Origin of the sequence: Hymenobacter cyanobacteriorum, from assembly GCF_022631375.1 — a bacterium.
GTDB lineage: Bacteria > Bacteroidota > Bacteroidia > Cytophagales > Hymenobacteraceae > Hymenobacter > Hymenobacter cyanobacteriorum.
In genome coordinates this window covers 122945-146444 of the sequence record NZ_JALBGC010000005.1, presented here as the reverse complement: position 1 = coordinate 146444, position 23500 = coordinate 122945, and the positions used below count along the sequence as shown (strand labels likewise).

Genomic DNA, 23500 nt, shown 5'->3' with positions numbered 1-23500 from the left:
TGCCACTTGGCAGCCCTTTTTTTTGCTCCGAATCGTCAGGCCGCAGGTTCTGAGCGGCGGGCGGCCAGCACCTCGCGCACCGGCGTCCACCGGATTTCGGGGTATCGGCTATTGTCGAGCGGATTCAGCTTGGGCAAGCCCGTGAACATGTTGTGCAGGTACTGCATGCCCTGCCAGGGCGGAAACACGTCATCGCTACTGGGCATCAGGGCTTTGGTCACGTTGATGAGTGTACCCAGCACCCACAGCCCTCCTACCCGCAGTAGCCCGAAGGCCTGGCCGGTGGCTTCGGTAGCGGCTTTTTGCAGGCCGCGCACGGTGGCTACTTCGCCGGCTACGCGCAGGTAACGGGGCGTGGTGGGGTCGAGGGCGGCGGCGGCCGTGAACTCGGCCGTGTTGGCGATGGTCGTGAAGTCGAGCGGCTGGTCGGTGCTGCCGTAGTAGAGCACGCGCTTCAGCCCGAACAATACCACCGGGGCCTGCCCGGTGAGCAGGTCGGTGAACATGCCATTGAGGATGGACGTGGCTTGAATAGGGGCTTGGTCGAGGCGTTGGTTGAACTCGCGGCGCAGGTCGAGGTTGCGGTTGCTGCCAGCGGGCAGGTGGGTATAGTCGATGCAGAAATCGGAGGGAATGAACCGGGGCACGCTGGCGGCCACGGCGGCATCGAGCAGGCGTTTCTGGGTGTCCACAATCACCTCGCGCAGGCCCGAAAGCGCGGAAACGACGCAGGCTGCGCCCGCGCAGGCTTTGGTGAGGGCCGTGACGCTGTTGAAATCGACTTCGACCATTTCGGCCCCCAGGTCCTGCAAAGCCGTTGCTGCGGGCTTGTGGTTGCCGGGGCGCACGAGCGCACGCACGGTGGCCCCGCGCTGCAACAGGGCCTGCGCAATGCGAAAACCAAGGTCGCCGGTAGCGCCGGCCACAACGATGGGAGCAACCGGGCGGGCCTGAGCCGATGCAAAAGAAGAGGAAGCCGGCATAGCAGGTTACGGGAATACATAAGTGAGCAGGCTGAGGCCTGGCCGTGAATGACAGCCCGGCTAATACCGCCGGCACCCGGGAAAGGTTGTTTCGCAACCGCCAGTGCCGCAAGCAGGCACGGGGCTTTCCTGTCGGCCTCGGCCAACCTTTTTCTTCGGCCCCACGAGTTGTGCGTGAGGACGTATGCCAGGCCGCCATTGCCTATCTTCGAAATACGTAGCACAGCCCCTTCCCTTCTTCCCCCTTTGTCCGATGCCAGTTTCCGTACTCCGCAGCCTGTTGCTCTTGCTTTGCTGGCTGCTGGCTAGCAGCTTGCCGGCCACTGCCTCGCACCTGGTAGGCGGCGAGCTAAGCTACCGGTACCTGGATGCCAACGGCCCCCAGAGTACGCCTTATCGCTACGAAATCATGGCGCGCGTTTACCTGCGCGCGCAAACCCCGCTGGGCGCTACCGGACATATTACGGTTAGTTCGAAAGATGCGGCGAGCGGCTTTCCGGTGCTGGCCGACCAAACCGTGGCTTACAACAGCGCGACGGGCGTGACTCCGCCGCCTGTGCTGAGCTGCGGTGGAGTGCAGGTGCCGGAAGTGGAATTGCGCATCTACACAATTACCGTGAACCTGCCGGCCGTGCGCGAAGGCTACCAGGCCACTTACGATGCCAGTGCGCGCACTACCGGCATCACCAACATCAACAATCCCGGAAACCAGCCTATGCTGCTGGGGGTTGACATCACACCGCCCACGCTGCCCAATTCGTCGCCCACGTTTTCGGCCGATGCGGTTGACCTGATTTGCCTGGGCGATACCAGCGCGATATTGAACAACGCCGTCGATGCCGATGGCGACCGCCTCAGCTACAGCTTTGCCGTGCCGAATTCCGGCGCGGGCGCGCCCATCAGCTACGCACCGGGCTTCAGCGAAACGCAACCTTTTGGCAGCACGGGCTACATCGAACTGAACCCGCTTACTGGCCTGGCGCGCTACGTGAGCCAGCGCCAGGGCCTCTTTCTGCTGGCAATTGATGTGGCCGAATACCGCACCGTGAACGGCCGGGAAATCCTGCTGGGCAAAGTTCGGCGCGATATTCAGGTAACGGTTCGGGCCTGCACGCTCACGGCCAACCAGGCACCGCAGTTTTCGGCGGCCACGCTGGCGCACAAAGACTTTGTGATAAGCGAAGGGCAAACGCTGGCCTTCGACATTACCGCAACCGACCCCGACCGCCAGGCCCTGACCCTAACGGTAGGCAGTGCGCTGCTTGATGGCCCCGGGGCAATTGAGGCAACATTTAATGGCAACCCGGGCGTGAACAACGGCGACCGGTCGATAGGCGTGGTCAATGTGACGGGCATTGGTACGGCATCCGGCACGTTCCGCCTCGTGGCCGGGTGCGGCGTTGCCCGCGCCACTCCCTACGATGTGGTGCTCAGCGCCAGCGACGACGTCTGCAATCGCAAAACGATAGTCGAAGTATTACGCATCACCGTGACCAGCAATGCGCAGCCGCCTACCACTATTCGCGGCGATTCGCTGCTGTGCAACCAAACCGAAGCCAACTACCGGGTGGTGAGCCCCGCCCTGAGCCGCTACCAATGGAACGTGACCGGCGGCGAACTGGTGGGGGCAGCCACCGGCCCGAGCGTACGCGTGCGCTGGCAGGAAAGCGGGCTGAAGTCGGTTTCGGCGCGCGGCGTATCGGCCAGCGGCTGCCTTACCGCCCCCGCCACGCAAGCCGTGACGGTGGCGGCGGGGCCGGTTATTGTGGGGCCGCGCACTTTTTGCCGAACGGCCAACACCGGCCTCAGCTACTCGGTGGCGGGCCCACCGGGCGCGTACCAGTGGACCATTACCAACGGGACCATCATCAGCGGGCAGGGCACCCAGGCGGTGGTAGTGGATATTACCCCGGGGGCCACCGCAACGTTGCGAGTTGAGAACAGCCTAGCGGTAATGTGCCGGGTTAGCGCCCTCAGCATCAGCCCCGACAATTCCTGCCTGTATTTCTACAACATCATCACGCCCAACAGCGACGGGTTCAACGACGTGTTCAAAATTGAGAACCTGGCCCGCCACCCGCGCACGGCCCTCACGGTGTTCAACCGCTGGGGTGGCCGGGTGTACGAGTCGGCTGACTACCACAACGAATTCGGCTTGGACGCGGCTCCGGGCATGTACTATTACCTCTGCCGCCTGGCCGATGGCACCACCTACAAAGGCTGGGTGGAGGTGGTGCGCTGAGCCGCTGGCTTAACCCAAAGCTGCCCGGCGACTAGCGGGCACTCACGCGCCAGAGGCGGTCGGCTGCGTCGTCGGCCACCAGCAGCGAGCCATCGGGCAGGGTGGCCACGCCCACGGGGCGGCCGTAAGCGTCCTTCGAGTCGCCGCCGGCCAGAAAGCCAGTTAGAAAATCTTCCGGCTTGCCAGGCTTGCCGTTGGCGAAGGGCACAAATACCACTTTATAGCCCGAGAACTGCGTGCGGTTCCAGGAACCGTGCTCGCCGATGAAGGCGCCGTTGTGGTACTTGGCCGGGAAAGCCGTTTTGTCATAGAACGCGAGGCCCAGCGCGGCCACGTGGGCCCCAAGCGGTACATCGGGCACCAGGGTTTTCTTGACGAGGTCGGGCCGCTCGTTTTTGCGGCGGGGCTCCTCGTTCGGGCCGAAGTACGAGTAGGGCCAGCCGTAGAAACCGCCTTCGCGCACGCTGGTGAAGTAGTCGGGCACCAGCTCGTCGCCCAGCTCGTCGCGCTCGTTCACCACGGTCCAGAGCTTGCCGGTGCCAGGCTGCCACTGCAGGCCGATGGGGTTGCGCAGGCCGCTGGCGTATACTTTCTCGCCGGTGCCGTCGGGGTTTATTTCGAGAATGTTGGCGCGGCGCACTTCGTTTTCGGCCCCGTGCTCCTGCACGTTTGAGCCCGAACCCACGGTGACGTAGATTTTGGAGCCATCGGCATTGGCCAGCAGGTTGCGGGTCCAATGGTTGTTATAGCCGCCCTTGGGCAGGCCGAGGATGCGCTGGCCGTCGCCCGTGATTTTGGTGGCACCGGGCTGGTAGGGGTAGCGCAGCACGCCATCGGTATTGGCCACGTAGAAGTAGTTGCCAATCACCAGCATGCCAAACGGCTGGCTGAGGCCCTGGGTGAGGAAGGTGGTGCGCAGGTCGGGCTTGCCGTCCTTGTTGGTGTCGCGCAGCAGCGTGATGCGGTTGGCGCTGCGGTCGCGCAGCGAGCGGGACTTATCGAGCTTGAGCTCAGCTACAACCTTTTTGGCCGTGCTCATCGGGATGGTATTGGCTTCGGCCACCAGCACGTCGCCGTTGGGCAGCACGTACATCCAGCGCGGGCTTTCGAAGTTGCCGGCGTACTCCGTTACGGTGAAACCAGCGGGCGCAACCGGCGTTTTGCCGGCCGGCCAGGGCTGAATGTTGACGCGGTTGGTGGTGGACTTGGTGGCGTAGGGCGCGGGCAGGTGCACCGAGTCGGCGGCGGGCGTTTCCACGGTCTGGGCGGGCGTGTTGGCGGCGGCTTCCTGTTTTTCCTGTTTGCTGGGGCCGCTGCAGGCGGCCAGCAGGCCCAGGCCGGCCAGCAGCAGGGCGGGTTTGTTCGTCGATGTCATGGGAAGAGTTGGTTGGGCCAGCCAGCAAGCCAGGTAGCCGGGCGGCATCCGTTTTTACTGCCGTTCCGCGAATTGGTTGCGGCTCAGCCTCTCCCCTGCCCTATTCGGCTAGCATGCCCTGCCCTTGCAGCCAGTCAAAAATCAGCTGGTCGACGGCCGAAACCTGCGCCCGGTGGCGGTAGCTCAGCCACACTATTTCGGCAATTTCGGCGGCCGGCTGCAGCGTGCCGGTGTAGCGGGCGTAGTAGCACGTCATGCGCACGAGCACGCCGGCCGGGTGGCCATGGGCGGGCGCTTCGAAGGTACCGGCATATTCCAGGCTGGCCGGGTCGAGGGCCACAGTCAGCTCTTCCGCGATTTCGCGCAGCAGGGTTTGCTGGTCGGTTTCGCCGGTTTCGCGCTTGCCGCCGGGCAGGTAGTACCGGTCTTTGCCATGGCTGCGGGTGCTCAGAATTTGGCCATTGTGCAGGTGCAGCCAGGCTATTTTGTCGATGGGTTCCGGCATTGTTCAGCGAATGGCAGGCTAGTGAAATTCCAGCCCCAGCGACAATCCCCAGGTTTGGGAAGTGGGGTTGCCGGCCCCCAGAACCGGCCGCTGCTGGTGGTGCTGGCCGTAGGCGTAGTGCAGCTCCAGCAGCGGGCCCACGCCAGCTACCCGCGGCAGCCGCACTCCGGCCCGGGCCAGGCCGCCGTAGCTCAGCTGCAGGCCCTCAGATTTGGTGGTCGTCGTGGCAACATCCTGCCGGAATGAGTAGGGCGCAACGGGTGTGAAAGCCAACGCGCGGGACGCAAATTCAGCGCCCCAGTTCACGCCCAGCGAAGCCCCTACGCCCAGATAGGGCTGCACGGGCCCGCGCCCGAAGGCGTAGTACACCACGTAGGGCAGCTGCAGCGAATGCAGCCGCAGGGATGAGCCAATGTCAAGAATTTCACCGGCATTGGTGGTGCCAGCGTAAGCAGCGGCGGTGTGGGTGGTGGTGCTTTTCTGGGTGGCATACTGCAGCCCCAGCGCCAGCGACCACGCGCTGCGCAGGCGGCCCCAGCGCAGCTCAGCGCTCAGCAGCGGGCTGGTACCCGCTACGGTGTGGCTGCGCTCGAATTCCTCGGACTCGCTGAGGTAGACCAGGCTGCGCTGCGCCCCGGCCCGCAGGCTCAGCCGCAGGCGGCTGGGGTTGGCAGGGTCGGGCCGGGCGCGCTGGTCGCGGCTGGGTGTACCGGCGTGGCACTGCGTGTTGTAGCGCAGGCACAGGTCGGCCAGGGCGGCCTCGGCGAAGCGCACGGTGCGGGCTTCGTTGGCCACGGCCGGACAGTCCTTCAGCAGCGCCCCCAGCACGGCCGGGTAGCTGGCCCGGCGCAAGGGCACCAGCGTGCGGCCGCTGGTGCTCACGAAAAACAAGACGGTTTCGCCCGGCTCCACAAGGCGCAGGCCGGGGTTGGCGGGGCCGAAATCGTAACGGTAGAGGCTGGCCGCTCCCATCACCACCTGCTGCACGAAAACTGTAGCCGAATCGGGGGCCTGCCCATTGGCGCCAGCGCCGTTGGGAATGGCACGCCGTACCAACTGCCGGCCATCTTGCAGGCCAAAGGCGCGCACCTGCTGGGTCGTTAGCTTCTGAGCCGGGCCTCCTTCGGTAGCCGAGAAGTGAATGCCGTGTTCGGTAGCAAAACGGGGCACGTCGAGCCAGCCGCGCAGAGTGTCGCCACGGGCATTCACCACGTAGCCGGCGGCGTGGTGTTCTTCAACCTGAGCCCTGGCTTCTTGGGTAGAAACGGCCAGCAAGGCACCCACCAGGGCACCGGAGGCAAGGATTTTCAACATGATAGTGAAATGCGCGGAAAGGATAATCGGGTAGCCGGGGCTGTCATCCTGAGCGCAGCGAAGGACCTTATCACGCTTGCGCAGACGAGATTGCCACGAATCGTTCAGGCGTGATAAGGTCCTTCGCTGCGCTCAGGATGACAAAGTCAATTATTCAGGCTAATTGGCCTGCGTCGGCGCGGGGCTCTTCACGTACTTGTTCAGCCACGAATCCATCTCCCACAGCATGTGGAGCAGGTTTTCGCGGGCGGCGTAGCTGTGGGCCTCGGCGGGCAGCACCACGTAGCGGGCAGTAGCGCCCTGCCCTTTGAGGGCCGCGAAATATCGCTCGGTCTGGATGGGGAAGGTGCCGGAGTTGTTGTCGGCCTCGCCGTGGATGAGCAGCAGCGGCGTCTTCATCTTATCGGCGTAGTTGAAGGGCGACATGGTGTTGTACACCTCCGGGGCCTGCCAGAACGTGCGCTCCTCGCCCTGGAAGCCGAAGGGCGTGAGCGTGCGGTTGTAGGCTCCACTGCGCGCAATGCCGGCCTTGAACAGGTTGGAGTGCGACAACAGGTTGGCCGTCATGAACGCACCGTAGCTGTGGCCCATCACGCCCACGCGGGCAGGGTCGACCACGCCCAGGCGCGCCCCTTCGTCGATGGCGGCTTTGGCGCTGCTCACCAGCTGCTCGGTGTAGGTGTCGTTGGGCTCCTTGCTGCCCTCGCCCACAATCGGAATGCTGGCGTTGGCCAGCACGGCGTAGCCCTGCGTCACCCAATACACGGGCGAGGCCCAGCTCAGGCGGGTGAAGGTGTAGGGCGAGCCGCTCACCTGCCCGGCGTTGTTCTTGTCTTTGAACTCGACGGGATAAGCCTCCATCAAAGTGGGCAGCGGACCGTCGGCTTTCTTATAGTTTACGGGCAGGTAAAGGTCGGCGCTCAAATCCACGCCATCGGCGCGCTTGTAGTGCAGCACCTGCTTTTTGAAGCTGCCGCCGAAGGCCGCGTAGGGGTTAGCGAAGTGCGTAATGGCCACCGGCTTGGCCTTTTTGCTGGCATCGCGCAGGTAGTAGTTGGGGTTCTCGGTCAGCGACTCGCGGCGGGTGAGCAGCTCGCGGTGCTTGCCGCTGGCATCGATAATGGCCACCGGAATTTCGTAGGCCGGGGCCTCGGAGCGCCACCAGCGGGTGGTTTTCTTGGTGCTCAGGTCGGTTTCGTCCACGAACGGGCGGTCGCCTTCGGGCGAAGCGCCCTGGCCCAGCAGGTAGATGCTCTGGCCGGTGGGGCCGCCGGTGAGCAGCACGTATTTGCCCTGGGCGTTGCGGTGCTCGTAGGGCGTGCCGGGGTTCTTGTAGGTGTCCTGCGACGAGCCATCAAACAGCACGCTCAGCGGCTGGGCGGGGGCGCTGGGGTTCAGCTGCCAGGTGGTTTGGTGGCGGTCGGCCCAGCGGTAGCCTTCGGCCAGCGCCAGCTTGTCGTTGCCCCACGTCAGGCCGCCGAAGCGCATGGGCAGCGCCGCCAGCTCCTGCGGCGCGCCGGTAAAGGGCGCGGCCTGCGTGAATACTTTATCCCGAATGTCGGCTTTGGTTTTGGGGTCGCCGCCGTCCTGCGCTTCTACATAATAGAGCGTGGCGGGCACGTCGGCGCGCCAGGCGTGGCCGCGCGGGCCGGTAGGCACGGCGTCGAAGTTGGTGGGCACGTTGTCGGCCAACGGCAGGTCGGCCACGGTTTTCACGGGCGCGCCGGTAGCCAAATCGAGCACGTCGATGCGCTGCGGGAAGCTGCTGATGGGCAGCAGGTAAGAATACGGCCGGTGGCGGGTGCGCAGCAGCACGTACTTGCCGTCGGGCGAGGGCGAAGCCGATTGGATGATGCCGGGCTGGCCCAGGGGCTGGGCGCTGCCGTCGGCCAACTTCACCTTCATCAGCTGCGAAGTGGCGTAGTAGTCGAACTGCCGCTCGTCGGCGGGGTTTTTCAGCAAGTCCTGGTAGGTGCGGGCACCCGACTTCTTGCCACCGCCGCTTTCCTGCAAGGTGGGGCCGGTGGGCGCGGTATCGGCGGCGGGGGCGGTGCCGCGGCCGGCGGGTACCACCCGGGCCAGCAGCGTCTGGCTATCCGACACCCACTCGAACGAGCTGCCGAAGGCGTCGTTCAGCGGCTGGGCCAGCAGGCGGCGGGCAGTAGCGGTGGCCACGTCGGCCACCCACAGCTCCACGCGGCCATCGGTGCCCGAGCCGGGCGTGGTGACGGCGAAGGCCATGGTTTTATTATCGGGCGACCAGCTTACGCCGCTGATGCGGGCGGCGGCCGGCAGGCCCTTCACGTCAGTTTCGGGACCGTTGGGCAGCTTTTTCAGCTTGATGCCCACGGCGTAGCTCACGCGGCTGGGGCCATTGGTGCGCGGATTGAAGCGCAGGCCGGCTAGGCGCAGCTCCGGCTGCGACAACTCGGCCACGGTGGGGAAATCCTGCACGGCCAGCAGGGCCATGGTGCGGCCATCCGAAGCCAGGCTGACGCGCGGCGTGGGCGGGGCCAGCAGCAGGTCCTGAATGGCCTGGGGCGGGGTCTGGTACTTGAAATCCTGGGCCTGAACCATGGCGGCGGTGCTCAGCAGAAAGGTGGCGGAAAGCAGAAGTTTTTTCATGCACGAAACGAAAAAGGCTGACACAAGCAGAGGCGGCGGGCAGCCGCTCCCGCAAGGTAGTAACGCCAACAAGAAGCCGGGCCTCTTTCACCGCAGTGAACGAAGCCCGGCTTTTCGGCAGCAGTTGCTACGGCTCAGGTTAAGCGCTTACGCCTCTTCTTTCAGCGAAGCCATGTCGATGACGTAGCGGAAGCGTACTTCCTCATCCATCATCCTGTCGAAAGCGTTGTTGATGTCCTGCATCGGAATCACTTCCACCTGCGGGGCAATGTGGTGCTCGGCGCAGAAATCCAGCACCTCCTGCGTTTCGGCGATGCTGCCGATGATGGAGCCGGCCACCGAGCGGCGGTGCATGGCCACTTCCATGTTGTTGAGCGATGCCTTATAAGGCCCGAGCAAGCCCACCGTCGTAATCACGCCGTCGCGCTTGGCCAGCGTCACGTAGTCGTTCACGTCGAAGGCATCGGGGATGGTGATGAGGATGAAGTCGAACTTCAGCTCGTGCGCCTTCATGGCGGCCGCGTCGCTCGAAATCAGCACCTCGTGCGCGCCCAGCTGCTCGGCGGCGGCCTGCTTCTCCTTGTCGCGGGTTACGGCCGTGACGGTGGCGCCCAGCGCCCGGGCCAGCTGCACGGCCATGTGGCCCAGCCCGCCAATGCCCACCACGGCTACGCTCTGGCCGGGGCCCACTTTCCAGTGTTTCATCGGCGCGTACGTCGTCACGCCAGCGCACAGAATCGGGGCGGCGGCGCTGATGTCCAGGGCCGAGGGAATGCTGAGCACGAAGGATTCCTTGACGGTAATGTTGGTGGAATAGCCGCCGAAGGTGTTGAAATCCTTGTTCTGCGGCTTCATGTAGCCGTTGTAGGTTGCCGTCCAGCTCACGGGGCCTTCGCAGTAATTTTCCTCTTTTTCCTGGCACGAAGGGCACACGCCACACGAGTCAATCATGCAGCCCACGCCCACAAGGTCGCCCACCCGGAACTTGGTCACGCTGCTGCCCGCTTCCACCACGCGGCCAATGATTTCGTGGCCCGGCACGCAGGGATAAATCGTGTTGTGCCAGTCGTTTTTCACTTGGTGCAGGTCCGAATGGCACACGCCGCAGTAGAGGATGTCGATGTGCACTTCGTCGGCCTTGGGGGCCTGGCGCTCGATTTCCATTTCCGACAGGCCGTTGAAGATAGAATTGCTGGCACCGTACGCTTTGGTTTTGAAAGTTTCCATGAGGTGTTTGGGGAAGTGTTGGGATGAGGTAAGGAGGAAGAGAAAGCGCAGGCCTACGTCAGATAATGAAGCTTAGCCGCTGGCGTAACTGCCGCTTTTCAACGGCTTTGGCGAGCGGCGGTTGGGGATTTGCGACCAAAAAATTCGGGCAAAAACCAGCCTCATCCGTAGCAAAGGCACATTTTAGTATTGCTATTCTTTTTCTTTAACGTTCCACAGCGAAGCAGCCGCTGCGCCCCGACGCTTCTGCTTCAGCCCCATCTTTGCCCCATGAAAACCCTGCTCGCCCCCACCAAAAACTACCGCCTCAACGGCCGCCTCTGGCTCGAAACCGACGAAGGCCGTTTCCTCGGCATCGGCCGGCTCGAGTTGCTGGAACGCATTGCCGAGCTGGGTTCCATCTCGAAGGCCGCGCAGGCCATGGGCATGTCGTACAAGCGCGCCTGGGATTTGGTGAGCTCCATGAATGCGCAGGCCGCCACCCCGCTGGTGAGCACCCAAACCGGCGGCACCAAGGGCGGCGGAGCGGTTGTGACTGAAGCCGGCCAGGCTGCCATTGTCGCGTTTAACGAGTTGCAGACACGCTTCCAGGAATTCATGGCCCTCGAAACAAACCGGCTGCAAGCGTAGTTGGCAGGCAGCAAAGCGTTATACATTTGCAAATACAACGCCTTGCTTCGCCGCCCACTTTCCTTGCTATGACCCGAAAGCTTACCGCTGCTGCTCCCCGATTTCCCCTCTTTTTCCTGGCCCTGCTACTCCTGTTGCCGGGCCTGAACCCCGCCAGCCGCGCCCAAACGCCCGCCAGCGCCGGCGTGCAGGTGAGCGGCGCGGGCCTCGCCCAACCGGCGCAGCTAAGCCCAGCGCAGCTAGCGAAACTGCCGCGCCTGCAGGTAATGCGCCCCGACCACGACGGCAAGAAGCGCACCTACTCCGGCGTGGCGCTCTACGCCGTGCTCACGGCGGCCGGGGCTAAGCTGGGGGCTGATTTGCCCCGCAAAGGCATGGCCCACTACGTGCAGGCCAGCGCTGCCGATGGCTACCAGGCCGTTTTTGCCCTCGCCGAGCTCGACCCGGCTTTTGCCACCCGCACCGTGCTGCTGGCCGACCGCTGCGACGGCCAGCCGCTGCCCGCCACCGCCGGCCCCTACCAAATCATCGTGCCCGACGAAAAGAAAATGGGCCGCTGCGTGCGCCAGGTGCAGGCCCTACGCCTGGTGGCTGCGCAGCCCTGAGCGCGGCAGGCGCTTTCAATCTCATCCAACAGTTCCTGATTCCTGATGCTACCACGCCTACTGAAGGGCGCGCGGTTCGCGCTGCTGCCCGCCGGGCTCGTTCCCGCTTTTGCCGCCCAGGCCCAAACGTCCGCGCCGGCCGATACCACCCGTAAGAAAGTTGATTTGGAGGAGGTCGTGGTGTCGGCTTCGCGGGTGGAGGAGAGCTTTTTGCAGTCGCCGGTGACGGTAGAGAAGCTCAATGCGCGCGCCATTCGGCTGTCGCCCGCGCCGTCGTTTTTCGATGCCATCGAGCACCTGAAGGGCGTGCAGGTGATTACGCCCAGCCTGGCCTTCAAGGTGATTAACGCCCGGGGCTTCACCAACACCACCAACGTGCGCTTCGCCCAGCTCGTGGACGGCGTGGACAACCAGGCCCCGCACATCGGCGGGCCGATTGGCAACGTGCTGGGGCCGACGGATTTGGATATCAACTCGGTGGAAATTGTGCCCGGCACGGCCGCCGCGCTCTACGGCCTGAATGCCATCAACGGCCTGGCCAATTTCCGTACCCGCAACCCGTTCGATTCGGAAGGCTTGAGCGTGCAGCAGAAAACCGGCGTGAACCATGTTTCTGACCCGTACAGCGGGGCGAAGCTGTTCTCCGAAACCACGCTGCGCTACGCCAAGGCGCTGAGCCCGAAATTCGCCTTCAAGGTGAATGGCAGCTACCTGCGTGGCTACGACTGGGTGGCCAACGACCAGACCGACATCAACCCCAACGGCAACGCCACCACCGGCCTGTTCGGGGCCAACAATCCGGCCCGCGACCCGGTGAACAGCTACGGCAACGAGTCGTCGGACCGCCGCAACATCACGCTGGGCGGCAAAAGCTACTCGGTGGCCCGCACCGGCTACGACGAGAAGGATTTGGTGGACTACAACCTGCGCACGCTGAAGGGCGACGTGGCGCTGCACTACCGTTTCCGGCCCGGCACCGAGCTGGCCTACACCTACCGCGTGGCCAGCTTCGACAACGTGTACCAGCGCTCGAACCGCTTTCAGCTGCAGAACTACCTGTTGCAGCAGCACGCCCTGACCCTGACCACGCCCGTGGTGCAGGCCCGCGCCTACCTCACCCAGGAAAACACCGGCCAGAGCTACAACCTGCGTTCGATGGGCGAAAATATCGACCGCAGCTACAAGCCCGACGCGCAGTGGTACAGCGAGTTCAGCAGCGCCTGGAACGCGGCCACGGCCGGCGGGCAGCCGGTGCCCCAGGCCCTGGCCACTGCCCGCGCCGCCGCCGATGCCGGCCGCCTGCAACCGGGCACCGACGCCTTCCGCCAGCGCCTGGGCCAGCTGCAGGACATTAACAACTGGGACGTGGGCGCGGCCCTGCGCGTGCGCGCCCGCCTGGCCCACGCCGAGGCCCAGGTGAACCTGGCCGAAGCCCTGCGCCGCGGCGGCACCGCCCTGCCCACCAACCTCGACCTGCTGGCCGGGGCCGACTCGCGCACCTACATCGTGGTGCCCGATGGCAACTACTTCATCAACCCCAACCCCGGCAAAGACCCGCTCAACGACAACCTCAGCTACTCAAAAACCGGCGGCTTCGTGCAGGCCGGCGGCCGGTTTTTCGGCGAGAAACTGCGCCTCACGGCCACGCTGCGGGCTGACAAAAACGACTACTTCGACCTGAAATTTAACCCGCGCTTCACGGCCGTGCTCTCGCCCACGCCGCGCCAGAACTTTCGCCTCAGCTACCAGAGCGGCTACCGTTTCCCGAGCCTGTTCGAGGGCTTTTCGAATGTGAACAGCGGGCAGGTGAAACGCATCGGCGGGCTGCGCGTGATGAGTGATGGCGTGTTTGAGAACAGCTACCTGCGCAGCAGCATCGACCGCTTCAACGCGGCCGTCACGGCCGGCATCAACGGTACGCCCAGCCAGACGCGCGCCCAGGCCATCGCGGCCAACCAGAACCTGCTGGTGAAAAACCCCTACACCTATCTGCGGCCCGAATACATCCGCTCGCTCGAAGCGGGTTATAAGGCCACCTTCGGCCCCGGCGGGCGCCTGCTGGTCGACCTCGATTTCTACTATAACTCCTACCGCGACTTCATTGCCCAGGTGGAGGCCTACGTGCCGGTGCAAAGCGGCGGCGGCGCACCCTTACCGCCCGATGCCAGCCTGAATGCAGTAGCTACGGCCCTCAACAACACCACGCTCACCAGCCCCAACCCTACCCAGGCCCGCTACCGCCTCTGGACCAACTCGCAAAGCCAGGTGTACAACTACGGCGGCTCGGCCGGCTTGCGCTACGAGCTGGCCCGCGGCTACCTTATCGGCGCTAACACTACCTACACCCGCCTCGACCGCACCGAAAACGGCGACGGCCTCGAAGACGGTTTCAACACCCCCCGCTGGGCCTACAACCTGAGCCTGGGCAACGAAAACGCTTATAAAAATGTGGGCTTCGGTCTCAACTACCGCTGGCAGCAGGGCTACTATTCCCAAACCTTCCTGGTGAATGGCAACGTGCCTGCCTACCATACCCTCGATGCGCAACTGAGCTACGCCGTACCCGCGCCCAACCTGCGCTTCAAGCTCGGCGCCAGCAACGTGCTGAACAAATACTACGTGAGCTACCTCGGCGGGCCGAGCGTAGGCGGGCTGTACTACTTGGCGGTGACGTATGCGGTAAAGTAGGCTGACAGCGCGCCAAATAGAACATCATGCCTCGGCTGCGCTCGGCATGACGTTCTGCTTACGGTTGGCAAAACGAATTACCCCGCTAGCTGCGGCTGGCGGTGGCTGTTGGGATGAGCACGAAATAATCGTAGCCCAGCAGAAAACCTGTCAACGTTGGGTCGGCCACCACCAGCTTGCCGTTGAGCAGGGCACGGCGGGCCGGGCGTAGGTCGAATACCTGCCAGGCCGGGCCTGGGCTGAGGTCAGCGAAGGGCTTCATGTAGGCGTCTTTCGAGAGGTCGAAGGGCACTACGTTTTTGCCGGGCTCGTCGGGGTTGAAACCGCCTACCTGCGTGCCCTGCTTGCCCATCACCAGCAGGTGCAGCGAGCGGGCATCCTGCGCGTCGGCCAGGTTCTGGGCCAGGTTGCCCACGTCGGTAATGCCGGCCCAGGGGCTGAGGGCGCGCGCCATGTGGCTGGCCCCGAACTTGAACAATAGCTTGGGCAGCGGCTGGCCTGGCTGCGGCGCCAGCGGCCGCAGCCGGGCCAGCAGGTTGCGCTTCATCAGGTTGATGCGGGCCTGGTGGCTGCCAAAACCTTTCACCTGGTTTTTGTAGATGCGGTAGCTGAGCAGGTACTCCTGCACCATGCGACGCGCTTCGGGGCTTTCGTTTTTTGTTAACAGCTCCAGGCTATCGAGCGCTGAAGGCTGCTGGCTCAGGATGCTGTAGGCCTGGCCGCCGCTCCGAAACTGCGAGTTGTCGTGCTGTTGGTAGGCCGCACCTTCGCGTTGCAGCCAGGCCCGGGTGCTCTTGCTTTTCACCCGGCCCGCCAGCTCGTCATAAAAACGCCCCAACGTAAAAATCCCCACCTGCTCAATGCCGATGAGCTGGGTTTTCTGCGCCCGCAGCTGCTGCGCCAGCTCGTACTCCTCGCCCCAGCTGAAGAACGACAGCGAACCGGGAGTAGCCTTCAGGTAAGCCGTGGGCAGGCCCGGCGCAGCGGTGAGGCGCGTGAGATTGGCAGCCTGGTATCGGTCGATTTCGGTGATGAAAGCCGCTGGCTGCAGCTCGCGCGCCACGGCCTGCGTGAACTGCGGAATCTGGGCCATGCCGTGGTCTTCGCCCACCAGCACAAACTGGCTCTGGCCGATGCTGGCCCGTATTTTTTCCCAGCCCGTGCCCGTCAGCTGCGTGCCGACGGCAGTGAGCGGATAAGCGTTGGTGCGCAGCAGACGTGTCAGGGTAGTGTCCTGGGCGCGGGCTGGTTGCAACAGGCCAGCCACGGCAACGATGAAGAGCAGTTTTTTCAGCATGTGCGCAAGAAGGCAAAACCGCCATTCCGGTTGCCTGAGCACAGGATGGCGGCGGCCAATTTCTTCAGTATTAGCCATAAAAAAACGGCCCACTCTCAGCGAGTGGGCCGTCTTCAGTCATCAGCTTGCGCCGAATCTATTTGCGCTTGGCCGGAGCTTTGCGGGCCGGAGCCTTTTTAGCCGGGGCCTTCTTCACCGGCGCAGCTTTGGGCGGAGCCGGGGCGATGGTCGGAGCCGGGCCATACTTCACTTCGGCAGCGTTGGGGTCGCCGGTGAGGTAGAGGTCGAACTCAACGCGACGGTTCAGCGCCTGGCCGGCTTTGGTGGCGTTGTCGGCAATCGGCTTGGTTTCGCCGAAGCCGTGCGACACTATGCGGTCGGCGGGCACTGCCTGGCTCAGCATGTAGGCGCGGGCCGAAGCAGCGCGGTCATCCGAAAGGCGCAGGTTATAGTCATCAGCACCTTTGCTATCGGTGTGGCCAGCAATACTCAGCGTGTAGTCGGGATACTCTTCCATTATTTTGGCGAGGTCCTTCAACGTGGGGTACGAGCTGGGCAGCAACACTGCTTTGTCGAACTCGAAGTTGATGTACTTCGTGGCTTCCTGCAGGCGCTTCTTGGTTTCGGCTTTCACCTCGGGGCAGCCTTTGTTGCTGGCCGGGCCGGGGCGGTTGGGGCAGCGGTCCTGGTAGTCGGGCACGCCGTCGCCGTCGCGGTCAAGCGGGCAGCCGTTGGCATCTACCTGCACACCGGCGGGGGTGCCGGGGCACTTGTCGTTCTGGTCAATCACGCCGTCGTTGTCGGCGTCGGGGCAGCCTTTCAGCTCGGCCTTGCCGGGAGTATCGGGGCAGGCGTCGTCGGCATCGGTTACGCCGTCACCGTCGCGGTCGGGGCAGCCTTGCAGGGCGGCCACGCCTTTCACGTCGGGGCATTTATCCTGGTAGTCGGGCACGCCGTCGCCGTCTTTATCGAGCGGGCAGCCATTGGGGTCAACCGCTACGCCGGCCGGGGTGCCGGGGCACTTATCCTTTTTGTCCGACACACCGTCCTTATCCTCGTCCTTCATTTTGCCCAGGGCCACCGTAATGCCGGCCTGGCTCAGCAGGAAACGGTCATACAGCTTATCGGCCGGGTTAACCGGGCCGTAGAGGTTGTCTACACGCTCAGTGAAGGGATAGTGTTGGCTAATGGTGAGGTCCAGGGCCACGGCTTCGCTGAGGCGGAAACGCAGGCCAGCCAGGCCAAACACCTCGGGACGGCGAATCTGGTTGAAGTAGTTAGCTCCGTTGGCTACGCCCTGGCTGTTAGCCAGGAACATGCCGCCGCCGCCCATCAGGTAGGGCTGCAGGAAGCCGTCCTCCTTCATAATCTTGCCGTTGTTCAGCTTGAGCTTCAGGCCCAGGTCAACCATCCCGGTGCGCGACTCGAAGTTGTCGCCATTCCGCACCTGGCTGCTGAACTTATAGGTTTCGTAGTAACCCAGCAGGCCCAAATCGAACGAGGGCGAGAGGTAGCGGGTGATTGCGCCGCCGCCACCGACCTCAATGTCGACTCCAGAGCGGTTCCAGAAGTCGGTGCCCATGTTGCCACGGTATTGCAGCAAGCCGATGTTGGCGCTAAGCGCAGTTTTGCGGTCAGCTGTTTGCGCCTTGGCATGCGGAGCAGCCATGCCGAGCACGACGGTTCCCAGCGCCAGACCGCGAAGGAGTTTTGGTTTCAAATCCATAAAAAGAGGGAGTAAAGTGAGCCGCACTTAAGCGGCGGGTGCACCATGCGGCACAAGCCTGCTGGCCCGGCCGAATGCGTTCCTATACCCTTCCCAGCCAAAAAAGTTGTGCTTCCACGGTTCGGCTTAGCCGAAACTTTTACTCCATCCCTTTTACTGAGCGCCATAAAAAAAGCCACTCGCGCAGGCGAGTGGCTTTTTTTATCTGTAGCAAAATGCGGAGTTAAAATCGGCTGAAGTTGAGCCCTAGGATGAGCACAATGCCCACTACCATCAGAATCAGGTAGGTTTCCACGGCTCCGGTTTGCACGTAGCGCAGCAAGGTGCCGCCACCATTCACGGCCCGGCCAAAAAGACCGGTTACGGGGTTGATAACACCATTCTCAACAAACTTGTAGAGGCCCGATGAGAGCCACATCACCGGCCGCGTGAAGAGCGTGTTGTACAGCTCATCGACGTAGTACTTGTGATACACCAGGCTTTCGGGGGCCGAACGCTGGGCTTCGTCCTCGGCCGGGCGCTGGGCGCGGGCCACGTACATCACGTAGGCCAAGATGATGCCCAGCACACCCGCCGCCACCGACAGGCCCATGAGCATCAGCTCGGTGTTGTGGTCGACTTCGGCCGAGAAGGCGGCCGGCATCAGGCGCTGCGAGTAAGTGAAAATTGGGGCCAGGTACTCGGCCAGGTAGTGGTGCCCGCCCGTGAACATGGGGGCGCCCATGAAGCCACCCACGGCCGCCAGCACGGCCAGCACAATGAGCGGAAACGTCATCGAAGCCGGCGACTCGTGCAGGTGATGCTTCTGCTCCTCGGTACCGCGGAACTCGCCAAAGAAAGCCAGGAACAGGAGGCGGAACATGTAGAACGCCGTGAGGAAAGCCGTGAGCAAGCCCATGGCCCACAGCACTTTGTTGTGCTCGTAGGCGTGCGCCAGAATCTCATCTTTGGAGAAGAAGCCTGAGAACGGCGGAATGCCTGAAATGGCCAGGCAGCCAATGAGGAAGGTCAGGAACGTGATGGGCAGCGCCTTGCGCAGGCCGCCCATGCGGCGCAGGTCCTGCTCGTTGCTCATAGCGTGAATAACCGAGCCGGCGCCAAGGAACATCAGCGCTTTGAAGAAGGCGTGAGTAAGTACGTGGAACAGCGACGTGGAGTACCCCATCACGCCCAGCGCCAGAAACATATAGCCCAGCTGCGACACGGTGGAGTAAGCCAACACTTTTTTGATGTCGTTCTGGGCCAGGCCGATAGTGGCCGCGAACAACGCCGTGGCCGCGCCTACGATAGCGACAACTTCCAGCGTGTCAGGCGAAAGGGTGAACAGCACGTTGGCGCGCAGTACCATGTAGATGCCCGCCGTCACCATCGTAGCGGCGTGGATGAGGGCTGAAACCGGCGTGGGGCCAGCCATAGCATCCGGCAGCCAGGTGTAGAGCGGCAGCTGGGCCGATTTGCCCATGGCGCCCACAAACAGCAGCAGCGTGATGTAGGTGCAGATGCCCGCGCCAAACATCCCAAACTGCCCCAATGAGGCTTTCTGGAACACTTCGGCGTACTGCACCGAATTGAAAGTGAGGTAAATCAGGAAGATGCCGAGCAAAAAGCCCAAGTCGCCGATGCGGTTGATGATGAAGGCCTTTTTGGCGGCGTTGTTGTAGCTGGTGTTCTTGTTCCAGAAGCCGATGAGCAAATAGGAGCACAAACCCACGCCTTCCCAGCCGATGAACAGAATGACGAAATTGCTGCCCATCACCAACAGCAGCATACTGAAAATGAACAGGTTCAGGAAGCTGAAAAACTTGCCCACGTTTTCGTCGTGGTGCATGTAGCCGATGCTGTACACGTGGATAAGGAAGCCCACGCCCGTCACGAGCAGCAGCATCACCAAGCTGAGCTGGTCAATCTGGTACTGAAACGGAATCTGGAGCGAGCCCACCGAAATCCAGTCGAACAGCTGCACGGTGTAGGCCACGTGCGTGCCGGTACCGGGAATGGCCCAGTTGGCCGCCGGGTGCTGAAATTCCCAGAACAGCGCCACCGAAATCAGGAACGAGCCCAGCACGGCCGCGCTGCCAATAAGGCCGGCCACGGTGCCGGAGAGCTTGCGGTTCAGTAACCCGTTCAGCAAAAAGCCCAGGAAGGGCAGCAACGGAATCAGGACGTAGAGCAGCGTCGAATACGGTGCGTTGGCCACGGGGAGAACAGTTTCTTGCATGTTAAGGACTTGGGGTCTTGGGGACTTGGGGTCTTGGAGCAGGCAACTTTGATTAAAACCAAGTCCCTAAGTTCCCAAGCCCCTAAGTCCCTGCTATACTACCACTTCAACCGGCTGAGCAGGTTAACGTCAGTGGTCTGGAAGTTGCGGTAAATCATGACGATAATACCCAGGCCCACCGAGACTTCGGCGGCGGCGACGGCCATGATGAAGAACACGAAAATCTGTCCGTTGGGGTCAGCCCGGTAGGCCGAAAAAGCCGTCAATAAAATATTCACGGCGTTGAGCATCAGCTCGACACACATGAAGATGATGATGGCATTGCGCCGCACCAGCACACCCGTAACGCCAATAGCAAACAGAGCCGAGGCGAAAAAGACATAGTACTGAAGCGGAACAGTCCGAATAACGTCGGGAATAGTAGGGGCAACAACAGAAGGGTCCATAGCAGGAAAGGTCGGCCAATGGGCATGGTGCAGCCGGCCGGCCGGCAAAGGTACCCGAAAACCCCTAGCTGCGAAAGCTGTCGGGCCGCACTTTCCCCCATCCCATTCCAAATGCGCTCGGTTGGCCAATGGCTCCTCGTGGTTTCCGGAAAGGAAACACCAGCAACAGAATTAATAAATTCATTGCTTAATCCAATATTATAGCAAGATTAAAAACGTTCTTTTATTGAACTAATCGATGATAACACTAACCTGAATAAAGATAATCCGGACTTTAATAAGCCTAGCCCCGGAATATGTTTTTATAACGAACTAAATTCGCAAACTTCGTATTTCGTAGAACTATAACAACATTTTCGCAGCTTCAAAACTTCGCTTTTAATTCTATTTTCCATTAACCTTCTTTTACATGAAAGCATTCCTACTTGGACTATTGGCCATCTTCTGGAGTACGCTGGCAATGGGCGGCACCTTGTATACGTTCAATGGCGGTGGCACCAGTGGCAACTGGACTGACCCAAACATTTGGACAACCGACCCGACGGGCTCGACGAGGATTAACTCCCGCGTGCCAATGAATGGCGATGCGGTGGTGGTGACCAACAGCTTCGTGGTGTTCGTCAGCGCTCCTGTCAGTACAGCCGGTCTCGACCTGACCATTCAGCGCGGGGGGGTGCTCGACCTGCAGTCGGCGACGGCAACCTTCCCTACCCTGAATAGCTTATCGGGCCAGGGCACGCTGCGCATCGGCGCGCCGTACTTCCCAACGGTAACAATCAACAATTTTGCGTCGGCAGGGACCGGTACGGTCGAATTCTACAACTGGCCGGCGGGCACGACGGTGCTTCCGAACCCGGCCGCTGGCTACAACAACCTGCGCTTGTTGAACACTTCGGCTACCGCTTTCACGGTACAGCTCAACAACACGCTGACGCTGGCCGGCAGCCTGACGACGACCCGCACCAATGCGGCCCTGACGCTCACCATCGGCGGCACGGCCAGCACCAGCCGCACGCTGAATGTGCTGGGCGACATTACCATTGGCGCCGGCACTACGCTTGGCGTAACGGCAGTAACTGGCGCGCACACGATTAACGTGAGCGGCAGCTTCCTTAACGCTGGCACCGTGAACCTGCATAACGGCACAACCGACGACACGCAAGTGGCGCTGCTGAACTTTACGGGTACGAACAATGCCAATTTTGCCTGCAACGGCCCAACCGACCTGGATATTCTGCGCGTCAACAAAGGCACAGACAGCCAGGTAACGCTGAACGTTACTTCTACGGTAAATCCGCAGAATGCCCAGGGTAACCTGCGGCTCAATCACTTGGGTGACGGCGACTTCCTGCAGCTATACAATGGCATCACCAAATTAGGCAGCAACGTTTACTTAGCCCAAATCACCAACGACCAGGCTACTGCGGCAGGCTTCGCGCTTGGCGCAGACGTTGGCGGCGGCGTGCATAACACCCCTACTCTCTGGATTGCAGGTGCCACGGTCATCAACACCAACGCTCACTTCATTTCTGTTTATGGCGTGTACCGCATTAGTGCCGGTAGCTTCATCAGCAACTACGATGGCGGTATGGTAGTGCGCGAAGATGGCCAGGTATTGGTGGAGGGTGGCACTACTACTGTAAACAAGTTCCGGCCATCGCGTACCTCCGCCAATCACCGCGGCTCGTTCATTATTACCGGTGGTGATTTCTACTGCACGGGGGCTACCGCTACTACTGTCGACGACAAGTTTGCCCGCTTTAGTGTGCCTTATCTGACGCAGGGCTTCCGCATGACGGGGGGTATCATTCACGTGCAGAATGTGCCTGGCAACACGAAAGCCGATGGCATGTTCCACATTGGTGTGAATCCCAATAATGCTATTGTAACCGGCGGCACCGTTGAGATTACCTTACCGGCCACGGCTGACCCGGCGCGTTTGCTCACCACGGCGCCACTCTGGAATCTGCTTGTTAAGAAAGCAGGGGCCGGCACGAGCAAGGTTATCAACCAAACGATGCCGTTTGATGCTAACTTTGCAGCAAATGCGACTATCGCCGCGCAGCCGCTGACTGTACAGAACGATTTTACCCTTGACCCGACGGTGGCCACCTGCTTCGATGCCAATAGCCTCAATCTGACCATTCAGGGCACTTTCACGATTGGCTCGGGCTGTACCTATCTCACGGGCACCAACAACACCATTTTCAGCGGTTCGAAGGACCAGCAGCTAGTCAACAACGGCACCATCGGTACCACGGCTGGCAGCAGTAACTTCAGCAACTGGACGCTGAACAAATCCAACGGCACGCTCCAGCTTGGCGGTAGCGTGGCTACTTATACTGTGCCCTCTGGCGCTACGCTCTCGCTGCTGGACGGCGTGCTGAATGACGGCGGTAAAATCATTTATGTAGCCGGCAACATGGTGAACTCGGCGGCGCACACCAGCGGCGGCGGCAGTGGCAACATCACCCTGAACGGCGGCAGCGGCCAAACGGTAAGCGGCGACGGTACCGGCGTGTTCGGTAACCTGCGGCTGAGCAACACGGCCGCCGCTGGCGCAGTGGGGGTAACCTTCGCTTGCAACCTCAGCATTGCCAGCAGCCTTACCATGGTGAATGAGAATATTCTGGCCATCGGCTCCAATCGCCTCTCGCTCACGAACGTTGTTAGCTCCGGCCCTGGCGCAGCCCTGATTGTGGGCCCCGGCCTAAATTTTGGCAAAACGTATTTCATCCAGACCGCCGGTAACCAGAGCGACCTGGGTTTGCAAAAAACGTACGGCAAAGGCGATACCTTCGTGTTCCCCGTTGGTACGGGCTCGGGCGCCAGTGCCATTTATGCCCCGGCCACCATTTCGCTGACCTTGGTAACCGGTGCGCCACTCGATAAATTTGGCCAGGTTAGCGTGAGCCCGGTAGCGAAAGCCAGCCCCTTCGTATCTGGCACCAATTACCTCAGCTATTATTGGAAAGTGCGGAGCACAGGCTTTGGACCCATCCCTCCCAACACTATCTCTGAGCAATTCCAAGCCACCAACTCGTTGGCCAACCCCACTACTTTGGCCGGCTATGTGCCGGGCCGCTACGTGCCCATTTCCTGGAACACTTATCCGGCCACCGATATCAGCGCTGGCGGTACCGTTTCCACAATCCTGTTCGATAAACTGAGTGAGTTCGACGGCGAATTCACGGCCGGTGTTCCAGCCTCATTTGGCCCGGTGACAGCATACTACAGTGTAGCAACTGGCAACTGGGAATCGCCCAGCACGTGGAATACCGTGGTGGGCACGGGCTCCCCTGCCGCAGCGACCAGCGCTCCCGGTGCCGGCAACCCGGTGTTCATCGGCTCGACTCCGGCTGGTGCGAGCGGTGCCAATCACCGGGTAACGGTTACGGTAGCCAATGCAAAGTCAGGCGCGCTGGTGATTGACAAAGGCTCGACGCTAGACGTGCAAGCCTTCACGGGCCTGAATTTTGGCGCCCTGCCTGATGCGAAGGTTGGCGGCTCGGGACTGCTACGCATTGGGGCGACTACTGCTAAATCGGGTAATGGTTCTAACACAATTTATACTACCACCGCCGTTTTTCCAGGGGGAGACTTCGGCTCCTTTTTGCAA

The 23500-nt window shown here is 62.0% G+C and carries 14 protein-coding genes; 4 read left to right on the top strand and 10 right to left on the bottom strand.

Annotated elements, in window-relative coordinates:
* Positions 1-35 precede the first annotated feature (35 nt).
* Positions 36-983 (bottom strand): NmrA family NAD(P)-binding protein, encoded by a 948-nt coding sequence (locus tag MON38_RS18435; protein ID WP_241937632.1) that lies wholly within the window; start codon positions 981-983, stop codon positions 36-38.
* Positions 984-1236: 253 nt separating this feature from the next.
* Here MON38_RS18435 and MON38_RS18430 point away from each other — a divergent pair, with 253 nt between their 5' ends.
* Positions 1237-3225, top strand: coding sequence for a T9SS type B sorting domain-containing protein (locus tag MON38_RS18430; protein WP_241937631.1), 1989 nt, complete (start codon positions 1237-1239; stop codon positions 3223-3225).
* Positions 3226-3256: 31 nt separating this feature from the next.
* Here MON38_RS18430 and MON38_RS18425 read toward each other — a convergent pair whose 3' ends face one another.
* From MON38_RS18425 to MON38_RS18405, 5 genes are all read right to left on the bottom strand, one after another.
* Positions 3257-4600, bottom strand: coding sequence for a PQQ-dependent sugar dehydrogenase (locus MON38_RS18425; RefSeq protein ID WP_241937630.1), 1344 nt, complete (start codon positions 4598-4600; stop codon positions 3257-3259).
* Between the two features lie 100 nt (positions 4601-4700).
* Positions 4701-5105: an NUDIX hydrolase gene (locus MON38_RS18420; protein ID WP_241937629.1), complete on the bottom strand. Its 405-nt coding sequence runs from the start codon at positions 5103-5105 to the stop codon at positions 4701-4703.
* A gap of 18 nt (positions 5106-5123) precedes the next feature.
* Positions 5124-6419 carry an outer membrane beta-barrel protein gene (locus MON38_RS18415; RefSeq protein WP_241937628.1) on the bottom strand — a complete coding sequence of 432 codons (1296 nt, stop codon included), beginning with the start codon at positions 6417-6419 and terminating at the stop codon, positions 5124-5126.
* A gap of 159 nt (positions 6420-6578) precedes the next feature.
* Positions 6579-9044, bottom strand: a complete 2466-nt coding sequence (locus MON38_RS18410) for a S9 family peptidase (RefSeq protein ID WP_241937627.1) — start codon at positions 9042-9044, stop codon at positions 6579-6581.
* A gap of 147 nt (positions 9045-9191) precedes the next feature.
* Positions 9192-10271, bottom strand: coding sequence for an NAD(P)-dependent alcohol dehydrogenase (locus tag MON38_RS18405; RefSeq protein WP_277881565.1), 1080 nt, complete (start codon positions 10269-10271; stop codon positions 9192-9194).
* A gap of 270 nt (positions 10272-10541) precedes the next feature.
* On the opposite strand from MON38_RS18405, the gene MON38_RS18400 reads away from it, so the two are divergent.
* The 3 genes from MON38_RS18400 (at position 10542) to MON38_RS18390 (ending at position 14194) form a co-directional block, all read left to right on the top strand.
* Positions 10542-10901, top strand: coding sequence for a winged helix-turn-helix domain-containing protein (locus tag MON38_RS18400; protein ID WP_241937626.1), 360 nt, complete (start codon positions 10542-10544; stop codon positions 10899-10901).
* A gap of 68 nt (positions 10902-10969) precedes the next feature.
* Entirely contained in the window at positions 10970-11506 is a 537-nt protein-coding gene (locus MON38_RS18395) for a molybdopterin-dependent oxidoreductase (protein WP_241937625.1), read from the top strand.
* Positions 11507-11551: 45 nt separating this feature from the next.
* The gene (locus MON38_RS18390; RefSeq protein ID WP_241937624.1) at positions 11552-14194 is read left to right on the top strand and encodes a TonB-dependent receptor; all 2643 of its coding nucleotides are present in this window, start codon (positions 11552-11554) and stop codon (positions 14192-14194) included.
* Positions 14195-14279: 85 nt separating this feature from the next.
* Here the strand turns inward: MON38_RS18390 and MON38_RS18385 are convergent, their stop codons facing one another.
* From MON38_RS18385 to nuoK, 4 genes are all read right to left on the bottom strand, one after another.
* Complete coding sequence (locus MON38_RS18385) at positions 14280-15491, bottom strand: hypothetical protein (RefSeq protein ID WP_241937623.1); 1212 nt, start codon at positions 15489-15491, stop codon at positions 14280-14282.
* Between the two features lie 136 nt (positions 15492-15627).
* The gene (locus MON38_RS22755; RefSeq protein ID WP_277881564.1) at positions 15628-17211 is read right to left on the bottom strand and encodes an OmpA family protein; all 1584 of its coding nucleotides are present in this window, start codon (positions 17209-17211) and stop codon (positions 15628-15630) included.
* Between the two features lie 229 nt (positions 17212-17440).
* Complete coding sequence (gene nuoL / locus MON38_RS18370) at positions 17441-19435, bottom strand: NADH-quinone oxidoreductase subunit L (protein ID WP_241937622.1); 1995 nt, start codon at positions 19433-19435, stop codon at positions 17441-17443.
* Between the two features lie 98 nt (positions 19436-19533).
* Complete coding sequence (gene nuoK, locus MON38_RS18365; RefSeq protein ID WP_241937621.1) at positions 19534-19881, bottom strand: NADH-quinone oxidoreductase subunit NuoK; 348 nt, start codon at positions 19879-19881, stop codon at positions 19534-19536.
* Between the last annotated feature and the right edge of the window lie 3619 nt (positions 19882-23500).

Excerpts from the sequence above, each read along its gene's own strand:
- MON38_RS18400 (WP_241937626.1), top strand. The coding sequence starts at position 10,542 with ATGAAAACCCTGCTCGCCCCCACCAAAAACTACCGCCTCAACGGCCGC.
- MON38_RS18395 (WP_241937625.1), top strand. The coding sequence starts at position 10,970 with ATGACCCGAAAGCTTACCGCTGCTGCTCCCCGATTTCCCCTCTTTTTC.
- MON38_RS18410 (WP_241937627.1), bottom strand. The coding sequence starts at position 9,044 with ATGAAAAAACTTCTGCTTTCCGCCACCTTTCTGCTGAGCACCGCCGCC.
- MON38_RS18435 (WP_241937632.1), bottom strand. The coding sequence starts at position 983 with ATGCCGGCTTCCTCTTCTTTTGCATCGGCTCAGGCCCGCCCGGTTGCT.
- nuoL (WP_241937622.1), bottom strand. The coding sequence starts at position 19,435 with ATGCAAGAAACTGTTCTCCCCGTGGCCAACGCACCGTATTCGACGCTG.
- MON38_RS18430 (WP_241937631.1), top strand. The coding sequence starts at position 1,237 with ATGCCAGTTTCCGTACTCCGCAGCCTGTTGCTCTTGCTTTGCTGGCTG.
- MON38_RS18405 (WP_277881565.1), bottom strand. The coding sequence starts at position 10,271 with ATGGAAACTTTCAAAACCAAAGCGTACGGTGCCAGCAATTCTATCTTC.
- MON38_RS18420 (WP_241937629.1), bottom strand. The coding sequence starts at position 5,105 with ATGCCGGAACCCATCGACAAAATAGCCTGGCTGCACCTGCACAATGGC.
- MON38_RS18385 (WP_241937623.1), bottom strand. The coding sequence starts at position 15,491 with ATGCTGAAAAAACTGCTCTTCATCGTTGCCGTGGCTGGCCTGTTGCAA.
- MON38_RS18425 (WP_241937630.1), bottom strand. The coding sequence starts at position 4,600 with ATGACATCGACGAACAAACCCGCCCTGCTGCTGGCCGGCCTGGGCCTG.
- nuoK (WP_241937621.1), bottom strand. The coding sequence starts at position 19,881 with ATGGACCCTTCTGTTGTTGCCCCTACTATTCCCGACGTTATTCGGACT.
- MON38_RS18390 (WP_241937624.1), top strand. The coding sequence starts at position 11,552 with ATGCTACCACGCCTACTGAAGGGCGCGCGGTTCGCGCTGCTGCCCGCC.
- MON38_RS18415 (WP_241937628.1), bottom strand. The coding sequence starts at position 6,419 with ATGTTGAAAATCCTTGCCTCCGGTGCCCTGGTGGGTGCCTTGCTGGCC.